This is a genomic window from Kribbella kalugense (genome assembly GCF_004365875.1).
Classification (GTDB): domain Bacteria; phylum Actinomycetota; class Actinomycetes; order Propionibacteriales; family Kribbellaceae; genus Kribbella; species Kribbella kalugense.
In genome coordinates this window covers 40758-53410 of record NZ_SODF01000002.1, presented here as the reverse complement: position 1 = coordinate 53410, position 12653 = coordinate 40758, and the positions used below count along the sequence as shown (strand labels likewise).

Sequence of the window (12653 nt, the reverse complement as noted above, 5' to 3'; positions counted from 1 at the left end):
CGGTGCGGACCGCCAACGAGATCCTGGTCGCGCTCGGGTCCGAGGACGGTCGCCGCGATCCGATGCCGCTCTTCGCGGAGCTGCATCGGATCGGCCCGGTCTGCCGGCTCGAACCCGGGAGTTCGCCGTACGCCGTCGTCGTGAACGGGTACGACGCGGCACAGGACGCGCTCAAGGACACCCGGTTCCATCGGCTGTTGACGGCGGACCCGGACCCGAAGGACGCGGTACTTCGCCGGCTCGGCGGATCGATGATGTTCCGGAACGAGCCGGACCATCTGCGGATGCGCAAGGTGTTCCAGGCGGTACTGACGCCGCGCCGGCTGACCGGTTTCGAACCGGTCGTCGAGGCCCTGACCGCCGAGCTGCTCGAAGATCTGGGCAAGGCCGGCGCGGACGGTCAGGTGATCGACTTCGTGGACTTCGCCTACCGCCTGCCGATCACCGTGATCGGTACGTTCCTGGGCATCCCGCGGTCCGACCTCGGCTGGTTCCGGGACCGGACGAAAGCCATTGACGACTACCTTGACCTCGGCGGCAAGGCTCCTGAGCGACTGGCTGCGGCGAACCAAGCGGCCGATGAGTTGAACGACTACTACGCCCGGATGCTGGCCGACCGTAGAGTCCGGCCGACCGACGATCTGGTCAGTTCGCTGGTGGACTCGGAGCTCGCCGAGCAGGAGCTGATCGACAACCTGCTCGTGCTGGTCAACGCCAGCTTCGTGACCACGATGAACTTGCTCACCAACGGTCTCGAGTTGCTGCTCGACGCTGGGACGCCGGACCCTAGCCGAGCGGCGGACTACGTCGAGGAGGTGCTGCGGCATCAGAGTTCGGTGCAGCTGATCAGCCGGAAGGCGTCGGTCGACGTCGAATTGGCGGGCGAGACGATCACCGCGGGCAGTCTGGTGCTCATCCTGCCGGGTGCGGCGAACCGGGATCCGGCCAAGCATCCGGATGCCGACACGTTCGACCCGGATCGCCAAGATCTGCAGCACTTGTCGTTCGGCGCGGGTCCGTTCTACTGCGTCGGTGCCGGGCTGGCGCGGATGGAAGGGCGGGCCGCGTTCAGCCAGTTGTTCCAGCGCTTCCCGCAGCTCAAGCTGGCGGGGGAGCCGGTTCGCAGTCACAGCCTGCTGCTGCGTGGACATCAGTCCATGCCGATCCGATTGGGGTGAACCATGCCGTTGGACCCGCAGGTCGAGGCGATGCGCTCCGAGCGCGAGGCGAACGACGTACCGCAGCTCTACACCCAGACCCTGGCCGAGGCGCGGGCAGCCGACCTGGCCTCGATCCGGGCCGCCGGTGGTGTGGTCGAGCAGGTACATCACGTCGAGGACGTCACGACCGATGCCGGGTTGCCGCTGCGGATCTATCGACCGGACCTGCAGGGTCCGCTGCCGACGTTGGTCTACTTCTTCGGCGGTGGGTGGACGCTCGGCAGCATCGATACGGCGGACGGGATCAGTCGCAAGCTGGCGAACGCCGTACCGTGCCAGGTGATCACCGTGGGGTACCGACTGGCGCCGGAGCATCCGTTCCCGACCGCCGTCCACGATTGCCACAACGCAACCCAGTGGATCGCCAAGCACCTGGACCCGGCGAGGCTTGTGGTTGGCGGCGACAGTGCCGGCGGCAACCTTGCGGCAGCGGTGACGTTGCTTGCCCGCGACAACGGTCCGGCGCTGGCCGGACAGTTGCTCGTGTACCCGAATACGTTGTACGGCTCCGACACCATCTCGATGCGCAAGGGCAACGACCCGTACCTCTTCAACAACACCTCGGTCGGCTGGTACTGGGAGCACTACCTCACCGACCCCGCCGACGGACAGAACCCACTCGCCTCGCCGCTGCTCGCGCCGTCCCACGCGAACCTGCCGCCCGCGCTGGTGATCACCGCGGAGTACGACCCGTTGCGGGACGAAGGCGAGTTCTACGCCGAGAAGCTGCATGCCGCCGGTGTGCCGACCACGCTCAGCCGGTACGACGGGATGGTGCACGGATTCTTCGCCATGTCGGGGATCCTCGACGGCGGCAAGCAGGCGATGGGTGAGGCGTCGACCTGGTTGAGCGGGATCTTCAAGGATGGTTGAGTCGCTGGCCGACTACGAGGCGCTGGCCGAGTCCGTCCTGCCCTCAGACGTCTACGACTTCGTTGCCGGGGGCAGCGGCTCGGAGCTCACGCTGCGCCGCAACCGGGCGGCCTTCGACGGGGTGACTCTCACCCCGCGCGTGCTGGCGGGGATCTCCGAACCCGACACCTCCTGCCGGCTGCTCGGCGAGCGCTGGGAGCTGCCGGTGGCGGTCGCGCCGATGGCCTATCAGCGGTTGCTGCATCCCGAGGGAGAGTTGTTGCTCGCGCAGGCGGCCGCTGCGGCGGGGATCCCCTATGTCATCAGCACGCTGAGCAGTGTGCCGTTGGAGAAGATCGCCGCGGTCGCGCCGTCGTGGTTCCAGCTCTACTGGTTGAAGGACCGCGTCATCGGTCTGATGGAGAGAGCCGTCGAGGCCGGCTGTGGTGCGGTGGTGGTGACCGTTGACGTACCGATCATGGGGCGGCGGCTGCGGGATCTGCGCAACTCGTTCGCGCTGCCGCCGGACGTCGGTCCGGAGAACCTTGTCGACAAAGTGACAGAGGTCCGGGCGCACACGGCTGCCGCGTTCGAGCCGGCCGTGTCTTGGGACGACCTCGAGTGGCTGCGTGAAAGGTGTCCGATTCCCCTTGTGGTGAAGGGGATTCTGGATCCGCGGGACGCTCGTCGGGCGGTCGAGGCCGGCGCGGATGGGGTGGTGGTGTCCAACCACGGCGGGCGGCAGCTGGACGGCGTGTTGGCGTCGATCGATGCCCTCGGCCCGGTTGTCGATGCCGTCGGCAAAGAGTGCGTGGTGCTACTCGACAGCGGCGTACGGAGTGGGCTCGATGTGCTGAAGGCGATTGCCTTGGGTGCTTCCGGCGTACTCGTCGGGAGACCGTTGCTGTGGGCACTGGCTGTGGAAGCTGTGGATGAGGCGCTGGAGTTGCTCAAGCAGGAGTTGCGGGACGCGATGCAGTTGGCGGGGTGCGCGGACCTCGCGGGGGCACGGGAGTTGAGCCATGGCCGACCTTGAGCTGACCGACTTACATGGCTCGCTCACCGACCGGGCGCTGAACTCGATGAACTTCCTCAACGAGGTGTCGCATCACTACCCGGACGCGATCTCGCTCGCCGCCGGACGACCGACCGAGGAGTTCTTCGCCCTCGAGGACCTGCACCGCTACCTCGACCTGTTCGCGCAGTACCTCCGAGACCAGGGGTACGACGAACCCGCGGTCCGGCGAACGATCTTCCAGTACGGCCGCACCAAGGGCATCATCCAGGACCTGGTCGCACGCAACCTCGCGGTCGACGAGGACATCCACGTCGACCCGGAGGCGATCGTGGTCACGGTCGGCTGCCAGGAGGCGATGGTCCTCACACTGCGTGCCCTTCGTGCCGGTCCGGCGGACGTGCTGCTCGCGATCTCCCCGACGTACGTCGGCATCACCGGCGCGGCCCGCTTGGTCGACCTTCCCGTCGTACCCGTGGGGGAGGACGACGATCTGGTCGCGGTGGTGAAGGCCGTGCGCGCGGATGGGTTGCGGCCGCGGGCGTGCTACGTGATGCCGGACTTCGCGAATCCGTCCGGGCTGAGCATGGACCTCGACGGCAGACGCCGGCTGCTGGAGATCGCGGCCGCGGAGGACATCCTGCTGATCGAGGACAATCCGTACGGGCTGTTCCCCGCCGACGGGCACGACCGCCGGCCGACGCTGAAGGCACTCGACACCGAACGGCGGGTCGTCTACCTCGGCTCGTTCGCCAAGACCGGACTGCCCGGTGCGCGGGTCGGGTACGTCGTCGCTGATCAGACCGTCGGCACCACCGGCCTGCTCGCCGATGAACTGTCCAAGTTGAAGAGCATGCTGACCGTCAACACCTCGCCGGTCGCGCAGGCGATGATCGGCGGCAAACTGCTCGCCAACGACTACAGCCTGGTCGCGGCGAACCGTCGCGAGCGGGAGGTGTACGCCGCCAATCTGCGAGCGATCACGGACGGGCTCGCGGCCCGCTTTCCTCATGGTGAGATCAGCTGGACCGTCCCGGCCGGCGGCTTCTTCGTCGTCGTCACCGTGCCGTTCCCGGTTGACGACGTACTGCTGGAGAAGTCGGCGCACGAGTACGGCGTGCTGTGGACGCCGATGAGTCACTTCTACGACGGCGACGCGCCGATCCATGCGCTCCGGCTGTCGTGCAGCGCGGTCACCCTGGCCCAGATCGACGCTGCCCTGAATCGGCTGACGGCCCTCATCGTCGACCAACTGGTCCCCTCGGGCGGTCCGGAACTGGATCTGTAGCCGATACCGGTTCGTTCCTACCGTGGTTCACATGACCACCATCTGCGAGATTGCGACAACCGAACCCCTGCTGACCGGCCGGTTCGGACGGCTGCTGGCGATGGTGTTCGGGTCCGGGCTCAGCATGTATCTGCTGACCTCGGTCGTCCCGCTGTACCTGGCCGCGAACGGCTCGGGCGGAGTTGGCGCCGGGCTGTCCACCGCCGCGATGATGTTCTCTGCCGTCGCCGTCGAGCTGCTCGTGCCCCGGATGCTGGCCCGCTGGGGCTACCGGGTCGTCCTCGGACTCGGCCTGGTCCTCCTCGGCGCACCCTCGCTGGTCCTGCTCGCCTCCGCTTCGCTGCCAGTCGTGCTCGCGGTCTGCATCGTCCGCGGAGCCGGCCTCGCGATCCTGGTCGTCGGCGCGGTCGCGCTGGTCGCCGACCTCACCCCGTCGACCCGCCGCGGCGAGGCGCTAGGCGTGTACGGCGTGGCAGTCGGCGTACCCGCGGTCATCGGTCTGCCGCTCGGCGTCTACCTGACCAACGTGATCGGCTTCGGCGCACTGTTCGTCCTCGCAGCCGTCGCTTCACTCGCCGGACTCATCGCCCTGGCCGGTCTGCCGGACCAGGTCAGCACCGAGGAACAGCACGTCAAGGTGCTCGGTGGAGTGCGGAAGAGCGGCCTGCTGATGCCGACTCTGGTCTTCGCCGCCGTGACTGTTGCCGCTGGCATCAGCGTCACCTTCCTGCCGCTGGCCGTTGCCGGTGACAAGCACTCGCTCGTCGCGACAGCCCTTCTACTGCAGGCGATCGCGGCACCGGCTGCGCGCTGGCTGGCCGGTCGCTACGCCGATCGCATGGGTCCCGCGAAGCTGCTCGCACCAGCTCTCATCCTCGCTGCGGTCGGCGCCGGTTCGCTCGTGTTCCTGCCTAGCCCGCTCGCCATCCTGCTCGGCTCGGCCTGCTTCGGCATCGGCTTCGGTGCCGCGCAGAACCTCACTCTCACCCTGATGTACAACCGCGTCGACCGCTCCCGCTACGGCCAGGTCAGCGCCCTGTGGAACCTCGCGTACGACGGCGGTTGGGGAGCCGGCGCGCTCGTCTTCGGTGCGATCGTCGGCGGCACCGGGTTCCCGATCGCCTTCGCCCTGACCGCCGCGGTCGTCGCGCTGGCCGTCGTACCTGCGGTCAGAGCTTCCTTAACCTGACCCAGCGGACGGCGTGGTCCGGGCCCTTGCGGAGGACCAGGGTCGCGCGGGAGCGGGTGGGGAGGATGTTTTCGCGCAGGTTCGGGCCGTTGATGCCGTCCCAGAGCGACTCGGCCTTCTTGATCGCCTCGTCGCGGCTCAGCTCGCCGTACCGGACGAAGTACGACTCCGGGTTGCGGAAGGCCGTCTCCCACAGCTTGAGGAAGCGGGCCACGTACCAGGAGCGGACGTCGTCGGCGGCGGCATCGACGTACACGGAGAAGTCGAAGAAATCGCTGACCGCGAGGCCGCTCTTGCCGTCCGCGTGCCGGGGCGCCGGTTGCAGGACGTTCAGGCCCTCCAGCAGCAGGATGTCGGGCTGCTCGACAGTCGTCCGTACGTCGGTCATCCGGTCGTAGTGGAGGTGGGAGTAGACCGGCGCCTCGACCGCGTCCATGCCGGACTTCACTTCGACCACGAAACGCAGTAGCGACTTGCGGTCGTAGGACTCCGGGAAACCCTTGCGTTGCATGAGATTCCGGCGTTCGAGCTCGGCGTTCGGCCAGAGGAAGCCGTCGGTGGTGACGAGCGCGACTCGAGGATGCTCGGGCCAGCGGGCCAGCAACTCGCGCAGCAGGCGGGCGGTGGTGGACTTGCCGACGGCAACCGATCCGCCGATGCCGATCACGAACGGGGTGCGGGTCGCGGCCGGTTTGCCGAGGAAGCTCTCGGTGTCCGCGTGCAGGGCGCGGGCGTGCCGGACGTACAGCGAGAGGATCCGCGACAGCGGCAGGTACACCTCGCGGACCTCGTCCATGTCGATCTCGTCACCGAGACCGCGCAGCCGCTCGACCTCGTCCGCCGTCAGCGGGGAGACCGTGCTCTCGGCCAGTTGCGCCCAGGTGGCCCGGTCGAGCTCGGTGTAGGGAGTCACCTCCCGTGACGGCTGCAGCATGTGGCCCATTCTTCCCACCGGCGCGGAATGCACCCACACCGGGCCGACGTGGCCTTCGTCTCAACTGGACCACGTTCGAAAGTTTCGGTGACCGGCTGGTGTGCGAAAATCATCGCCCGATGACCGATCACGCCTGGCTCGGTACCCAGCAGCTGCCCGAGGTGACCGTGCATGCCTCGGGAGCGCTCGCCCAGACGATCCGCGCGGAGCTCCGGCAGATCCGCCGCGTCCGTACCGACGTACAAGTTGCCGTGTGCACCTTGACGCGGGTGCGCGAAACCCCTTTGTGGCGTGAGGTCGAGGCCGCCGTACCCGAGCACGGACTCGGGGTCGAGGGGTTCGTAGTGGTGCGACGCGGCAACGATCTTGTCGTCGCGGCGGAGGGCGGTCACGGACTGCTGTACGGCTACTTCTACGTGCTCCGGTACTTCGAGTGGATGAGCGGTGACTTCACCGTCGTCGAGCAGCCGGCCGTGCCGATCCGGATGCTGGATCACACCGATCAGCTGTCCGGCTCGGTCGAGCGCGGCTACTCGGGTGGATCGATATTCTTGCGCGACGGCGGTGTGGTGCCCGATCTGACCAGGGTCCGTGCGTACGCGCGGTTGCTGGCGTCGATCGGGATCAACGCGGTCTCCTTCGCGAACGCCGAGCTGCCGGATGTGGCGCGGCTGGCTTCGGTGTTCCGCGAGTACGGGATCGCGGTCAGCCTGGTGGTCGAGTTCACCGACGACCCGTCGGACGAGCGGGTCGCCCGCTGGTGGTCGACCATGGTCGGCCGCGTGTACGACGCCGTACCGGACTTCGGCGGGCTCGTCGTGCGGACGGGTCGGCCGCCGCATGCCGAGAGTGCGAATCTGCTTGCTCGCGCACTGGCGCCGTACGGCGGGACCTTGTTCTGGCGGGGTTCCGGCGGCGAGCAGGGTCATGACTGGAGGCATCGGCTGACGGACCGGGCGCGTGCGGCGTACGACCAGTTCATCCCGCTGGACGGGCGGTTCGAGGAGAACGTCGTACTGCAGGTCAAGCACGGGCCGTTGGACTTCCAGGTCCGGGAGGCGATGTCGCCGTTGCTCGGGGAGTTGCAGGAGACCGCGTTCGCGCTCGAGTTGCAGGTGACGCAGGAGTACTCCGGCCAGCAGAAGGACCTGTGCTATCTCGGGCCGTGGTGGCGGGAGATCCTGCAGTTCGACACGTCCGGTGGCGGCGGGGCAACTGTTGCCGACCGCATCGGTGCGATCGTTGCCGTGTCCAACGTTGGTGACGACCCCAACTGGACCGGTCACAAACTTGCCCAGAGCAACCTCTACGCATTCGGTCGGTTGGCTTGGGATCCGGCCGCCGACCCGGTCAGCCTGCTGCACGAGTGGGTGGCGGCGACGTTCGCGATGGACGACCGGACCAGGAGTGAGCTGGTCACGATCATGTCCGGGTCGTGGCGGACGTACGAGCGCTACACGGCGCCGCTGGGCGTTGGCTACATGGTGATGCCGACGACGCACTACGGTCCGAGCGTCAACGGGTACGAGTACTCGGCCTGGGGGACGTACCACTTCGCGGATCGGTACGGCGTCGGTGTGGACCGGACCGTGAAGACCGGATCCGGGTTCACCGGGCAGTATCCGGAGCCGCTCGCCGGCATGTACGAGGACGTCAACACCTGTCCTGACGAGCTGCTGCTCTTCTTCCATCACGTTGCCTATGACCACGTGTTGCAGAACGGCAGCACAGTGCTGCAACACATCTACGACACGCACTTCCAGGGGTACGCCGAGGTGGAGGCGATGGTCGCGCGGTGGCGAGTCATCTCCGAGCGGTTCGAGCCGGTCGTGCGGGAGAACATCACCGACCGGTTCGAGGCGCAACTGGCGAACGCGCGCGAGTGGCGCGACCAGGTGAACACGTTCTTCTACCGGCTCAGCGGCGTACCGGATGCACACGGCCGGACGATTCATCGGTAGTCTGGCCGAAAGTTTCGAGCCTGGAGGCGTCGTGGGTGAGCGGCCGACCATTGCGAAAATTGCGGAGCAGGCCGGGGTGTCGGCGCCGACCGTCTCCAAGGTGCTGAACGGGCGCGCGGACGTGGCCGAGGAGACCCGGGCCCGGATCGAGAGCCTGATCCAGCAGCACGGGTACCGGCGGCGCGGCTCGGGGACGTCGGCCAGTCCGATGATCGACCTGGTCTTCAACCAGCTCGGCGGCGAGTGGGCGATGGAGCTGATCCGCGGGGTCGAAGAGGTCGCCCGTGCCGAAGGTGTCGAGCTGGTGCTGTCCGAGTGCGGTGGGGCGCTGCGGCCGCGGCAGGAGTGGATCGAGTCGGTGCTGAACCGGCGTCCGCTCGGTGTGATCATGGTGTTCTCCGACCTGGACGCCGATCAGCGGGCGCAGCTGGAGGCGCGGCGGATCCCGTTCGTGGTGGTCGATCCGGTCGGGGACGTGGGTGACGACGTACCGTCGATCGGCTCGGCGAACTGGAACGGCGGGCGGATGGCGACGGCGCATCTGCGGACCCTCGGGCACACCCGGATCGGGATGATCGGCGGACCGGTCGACACGCTCTGCTCGCGCCAGCGGGTGGACGGCTACACCGACGCGTTGCGGTCGACCGGCATCGAGGTCGATCCCGGGCTGATCCGGTACGGCGACTTCGAGGTCGGAGGCGGTTACCGCGAGGCGCTCGCCCTCCTGAACCTGCCGGACCGCCCGACCGCGATCTTCGCCGGTAGCGACATGCAGGCCCTCGGTGTCTACCAGGCCGCGCGCGAACTCGGTCTGGACATCCCGCGCGACCTCTCGGTGATCGGGTACGACGACCTGCCGCTGGCGGAATGGGTCACGCCGGCCCTGACCACCATCCACCAGCCCCTGCACCGGATGGCCGAGCTGGCCACCCGCGTCGTCCTCGACCTCGCCCGCGGCCAGACTCCCGCCGCGCTCCGGCTGGACCTCGCTGTCGAAATCCGAGTCCGCCAATCCACCGTCGGACCTCAGGGTTAGGCTGGCCCGCATGATCGTCGGCGTGGGTATCGATGTGGTCGACGTGGATCGGTTCATGCGCACGCTGGAACGGACACCGAGTTTGCGGGAGCGGGTGTTCACGCCGTTGGAGGCGGTCAAACCGCCGGCCTCGCTGGCGGCCCGCTTCGCCGCCAAAGAGGCGCTGGCGAAGGCGCTCGGCGCCCCCGCGGGTATGCACTGGCACGACGCCGAAGTACAGACCGACGAGACCGGCCGGCCCTGGCTGGAGATCAGCGGGACCGTGGCGGCGCAGGCGTCCCGGCTCGGGGTCCAGAACCTGCACCTGTCGCTCAGCCACGACGCGGGCATCGCCTCGGCCGTGGTGATCCTGGAGGGCTGACCATGCGTCGCGCGCACACCGTCGAACAGGTCCGCGCCGCCGAGGCCGACCTGATGGCACGCCTGCCCGAAGGCACGCTGATGCAGCGCGCCGCGACCGGCCTGGCGGTTGCCATCAGCAACTTCCTCGGCAGCACGTACGGCGCCCGCGTGGTCCTGCTGATCGGATCCGGCGACAACGGCGGCGACGCCCTGTACGCCGGTGCCCGCCTCGCCCGGCGTGGCGCGCAGGTGACCGCCGTACTGCTCTCATCCAAGGTCCACGAACTCGGTCTCCAGGCATTGAAGACATCTGGCGGACGGGTGGGATCCACTGATGACATCCCGACCGCCGACCTGGTCGTCGATGGGATCGTCGGCATCGGCGGCCGCCCCGGCCTCCGCCCCGACGCTCTGGCGGCAGTCCAGCTCGCCGAGCAGTACGACGTACCGATCGTCGCCGTGGACACCCCGTCCGGCGTCGACGTCGACACCGGCGAGACGCCCGAGCCGCACGTCAACGCGGCCCTCACCGTCACGTTCGGCACCCACAAGATCTGCCACTTCATCGACCCCGCCGCGACCGCCTGCGGCCCGGTCCACCTCGTCGACATCGGCCTGGACCTCCCACCCGCCGCGGTCGAGTCCCTCCAAGCCGCGGACATCCGCAACCTCTACCCAGTCCCGCATGGCGAGTCCGACAAGTACTCCCGCGGCGTACTCGGTCTGATGGTCGGCTCCACGCAGTACCCCGGCGCCGCCGTCATCGCCGCCTCCGGTGCCCTTGGCGGACCGGTCGGCATGGTCCGGTACGTCGGCCCAGACACCGTCGCCGAAGCGGTCCGCGCCGCCCATCCCGAGATCGTCGCCGGCAACGGCCGCGTGCAGGCGTGGGCGATCGGCTCGGGCTTGGGCGACGAGCTGGACATCCCCCTCATCCGCGAACTCCTCGACGCCGAGGAGCCCGTAGTCCTCGACGCCGACGGCCTGAAGGCCTTGGACGACGCCGGCGACCACGTCGACGTACTCGCAACTCCGCACGCTGGTGAGCTCGCCCGACTGCTGGACGTCGATCGCGCGACCGTAGAAGCCGAGCGGTTGAAGTACGCGCGGCTCGCGGCCGAGCGGTTCGACGTGACCATCCTGCTCAAAGGTGCGACGACGGTGATCGCCAGTCCGGACGGCCAGGTCCGGGTGAACCTGAACGCCACCCCCTGGCTAGCCACCGCAGGAGCCGGCGACGTCCTAGCCGGCCTCTGCGGCTCTCTCCTAGCCGGCGGATTGTCGCCCCTGGATGCGGGCAGCGTCGGTGCATACCTGCACGCGGCGGCCGCCAACCTAGCCTCCTCCTCAGGCCCAATCACCGCGATGTCTGTCGCGGCCGCTCTACCGGAAGCCACGCGCTACTTGCTGCGCGGCTGACCGACAGGCACGCAGACCCACCAAGCGTCCGCAGAATCAGTCGCGCCAGCTGTGGCGAAGCTGGTACGCCCGATCAGAGCATCCGGGCCCGTCTTCGGGATCAGGCTCGTAGGGCTGCGGCGGTTCCGATCAGGCCGATGTGCTCAAGGGAGTCGAGAACGTCCTCGACGGTGCCAGGCGGGTTCCTCCACGCGTCGGCCATGCGCTGGACCTGTGCATAGACCGCCTGCTGATTCAGGTCGATCAGGTCGAGGACGAAGTCGTCCGCGCTCTTCGCCTCGACATTCCAGGACGCCAACTTCGCAGACGGGAAGTCCTTCGTGTTCTCCGTAACGATCACTTGCGCGTTGGCTTTGATCGCGGCGGCGAGTACATGTCGGTCGTTGGCGTCAGGCAGGTCGAGCACCTCGATCAGCGGCTCATAACCGGTGACGCGCACCGGCCTGTGCGACTCGGATGAGTAGGTCGCGCAGGCTGTTCGGATAGAGAACGTTGGCGTCGTAGACGACGATGAATGGCACGTCAGTACAGACCCATGTCCTGGTTGAGCTCTGTCAGTTCGTCGGCGATTTCGCGGCGTTCGTGGTCGTCCTTGCGCTTGTAATCCATCAGGGAGGCTGCGCGCACGCGGCGATGCTTCCCCACCTTCCGGTACTCGATCTCGCCTGCATCCAGCAGGCCGATGAGGTAGGGCCTGGAGACGTTCAGCAGATCGGCCGCCTGCTGAGTCGTGAGCTCGGCGTGGGCAGGGACCACCGACACACCTTGGCCGGCGGCCATGTGCGCAAGAATCCGCGCGAGAAGCTCCACAGCACCTCGCGGCAGAGACAGAGTGTCGTCTGGATCCCCACCAACCACCACCCGGATATCGCGCTCATCAGCGTGGGTGGACAGGTATTTCTTGACACGGCGCATCGCAACGCCGGCCGCCTCGACCTCGGTGGCGTCCGGGCGTACCGGGGCATGATCTGCGGGACTCATAGTTGCTCCTCCTATAGACCGCCGGCACTCATCAACGATCCATAACCGCAGTATCCGCAATAAACGAAGCAAACGCAACACGTCGATGAGGGTTTGCCGAGCACGAGTTCCGTCGGGGCAGAGGTCGGTCGTGGGTGAACGGCTCGATCCATTCAGCTATCTACGAGCAGGCGCCTCGCCGACGCAGTCGCACGCGCGCCAGCGCGCAGGGGGAGGGCGACAGCCCGCAGGTCCCGGCGACAGCCGGAAGGCCCGGCGCCAGCCGAAGGTCCGGCGACAGCCGGAAGGGATGCACCGGCGGCAGCCGGGGGGTGGGTGGGAGCGGGCGTAGTGGGCGCGTTGAGGAGCGGAGCGACGAAGTAGCGGCTGCGGAGCACGCGGGGGCTGACCGCAGGCGCGCGATTCCTGTTGCGCGG

The 12653-nt window shown here is 68.0% G+C and carries 12 protein-coding genes; 9 read left to right on the top strand and 3 right to left on the bottom strand.

The features are described 5' to 3' along the window. The first annotated feature begins 2 nt into the window (after nt 1–2). From EV650_RS17750 to EV650_RS17730, 5 genes are read left to right on the top strand one after another with little or no spacing between them, the layout of a single operon-like run. Nucleotides 3–1178, top strand: coding sequence for a cytochrome P450 (locus EV650_RS17750; protein WP_134120176.1), 1176 nt, complete (start codon nt 3–5; stop codon nt 1176–1178). Between the two features lie 3 nt (nt 1179–1181). After that, nucleotides 1182–2093, top strand: coding sequence for an alpha/beta hydrolase (locus tag EV650_RS17745; protein ID WP_134120175.1), 912 nt, complete (start codon nt 1182–1184; stop codon nt 2091–2093). Continuing rightward, nucleotides 2086–3108, top strand: a complete 1023-nt coding sequence (locus EV650_RS17740; protein WP_134120174.1) for an alpha-hydroxy acid oxidase — start codon at nt 2086–2088, stop codon at nt 3106–3108. Before EV650_RS17745 ends, EV650_RS17740 begins: the two co-directional genes overlap by 8 nt. Then, complete coding sequence (locus EV650_RS17735; RefSeq protein WP_134120173.1) at nt 3095–4375, top strand: aminotransferase-like domain-containing protein; 1281 nt, start codon at nt 3095–3097, stop codon at nt 4373–4375. The genes EV650_RS17740 and EV650_RS17735 overlap by 14 nt, the downstream gene beginning before the upstream one ends. Before the next feature lie 31 nt (nt 4376–4406). Further along, the gene (locus tag EV650_RS17730; RefSeq protein WP_134120172.1) at nt 4407–5564 is read left to right on the top strand and encodes an MFS transporter; all 1158 of its coding nucleotides are present in this window, start codon (nt 4407–4409) and stop codon (nt 5562–5564) included. Here the strand turns inward: EV650_RS17730 and coaA are convergent. Next, a complete protein-coding gene (gene coaA, locus EV650_RS17725) occupies nt 5545–6498 on the bottom strand; it encodes a type I pantothenate kinase (RefSeq protein WP_134120171.1) in 954 nt (317 codons plus the stop codon). The genes EV650_RS17730 and coaA overlap by 20 nt on opposite strands. Nucleotides 6499–6617: 119 nt before the next feature. Between coaA and EV650_RS17720 the strand changes: the two genes are divergently transcribed. From EV650_RS17720 to EV650_RS17705, 4 genes are read left to right on the top strand one after another with little or no spacing between them, the layout of a single operon-like run. Next, nucleotides 6618–8459: an alpha-glucuronidase gene (locus EV650_RS17720; protein ID WP_134120170.1), complete on the top strand. Its 1842-nt coding sequence runs from the start codon at nt 6618–6620 to the stop codon at nt 8457–8459. A gap of 31 nt (nt 8460–8490) precedes the next feature. Continuing rightward, complete coding sequence (locus EV650_RS17715; protein WP_238174295.1) at nt 8491–9495, top strand: LacI family DNA-binding transcriptional regulator; 1005 nt, start codon at nt 8491–8493, stop codon at nt 9493–9495. A gap of 10 nt (nt 9496–9505) precedes the next feature. Further along, complete coding sequence (locus EV650_RS17710) at nt 9506–9856, top strand: holo-ACP synthase (RefSeq protein ID WP_134120168.1); 351 nt, start codon at nt 9506–9508, stop codon at nt 9854–9856. 2 nt (nt 9857–9858) lie between these two features. Further along, a complete protein-coding gene (locus EV650_RS17705; RefSeq protein ID WP_134120167.1) occupies nt 9859–11256 on the top strand; it encodes an NAD(P)H-hydrate dehydratase in 1398 nt (465 codons plus the stop codon). 100 nt (nt 11257–11356) lie between these two features. On the opposite strand, the gene EV650_RS17700 is transcribed toward EV650_RS17705, so the two are convergent. Together EV650_RS17700 and EV650_RS17695 are read right to left on the bottom strand one after the other, a co-directional pair. Next, nucleotides 11357–11695 (bottom strand): VapC50 family PIN domain-containing toxin, encoded by a 339-nt coding sequence (locus tag EV650_RS17700; RefSeq protein WP_202874742.1) that lies wholly within the window; start codon nt 11693–11695, stop codon nt 11357–11359. Between the two features lie 83 nt (nt 11696–11778). Beyond that, nucleotides 11779–12237 carry a helix-turn-helix domain-containing protein gene (locus EV650_RS17695; RefSeq protein WP_134120166.1) on the bottom strand — a complete coding sequence of 153 codons (459 nt, stop codon included), beginning with the start codon at nt 12235–12237 and terminating at the stop codon, nt 11779–11781. Nucleotides 12238–12653: the final 416 nt, after the last annotated feature.

Excerpts from the sequence above, each read along its gene's own strand:
- EV650_RS17745 (WP_134120175.1), top strand. The coding sequence starts at position 1,182 with ATGCCGTTGGACCCGCAGGTCGAGGCGATGCGCTCCGAGCGCGAGGCG.
- EV650_RS17740 (WP_134120174.1), top strand. The coding sequence starts at position 2,086 with ATGGTTGAGTCGCTGGCCGACTACGAGGCGCTGGCCGAGTCCGTCCTG.
- EV650_RS17735 (WP_134120173.1), top strand. The coding sequence starts at position 3,095 with ATGGCCGACCTTGAGCTGACCGACTTACATGGCTCGCTCACCGACCGG.
- EV650_RS17730 (WP_134120172.1), top strand. The coding sequence starts at position 4,407 with ATGACCACCATCTGCGAGATTGCGACAACCGAACCCCTGCTGACCGGC.
- coaA (WP_134120171.1), bottom strand. The coding sequence starts at position 6,498 with ATGCTGCAGCCGTCACGGGAGGTGACTCCCTACACCGAGCTCGACCGG.
- EV650_RS17720 (WP_134120170.1), top strand. The coding sequence starts at position 6,618 with ATGACCGATCACGCCTGGCTCGGTACCCAGCAGCTGCCCGAGGTGACC.
- EV650_RS17710 (WP_134120168.1), top strand. The coding sequence starts at position 9,506 with ATGATCGTCGGCGTGGGTATCGATGTGGTCGACGTGGATCGGTTCATG.
- EV650_RS17705 (WP_134120167.1), top strand. The coding sequence starts at position 9,859 with ATGCGTCGCGCGCACACCGTCGAACAGGTCCGCGCCGCCGAGGCCGAC.
- EV650_RS17695 (WP_134120166.1), bottom strand. The coding sequence starts at position 12,237 with ATGAGTCCCGCAGATCATGCCCCGGTACGCCCGGACGCCACCGAGGTC.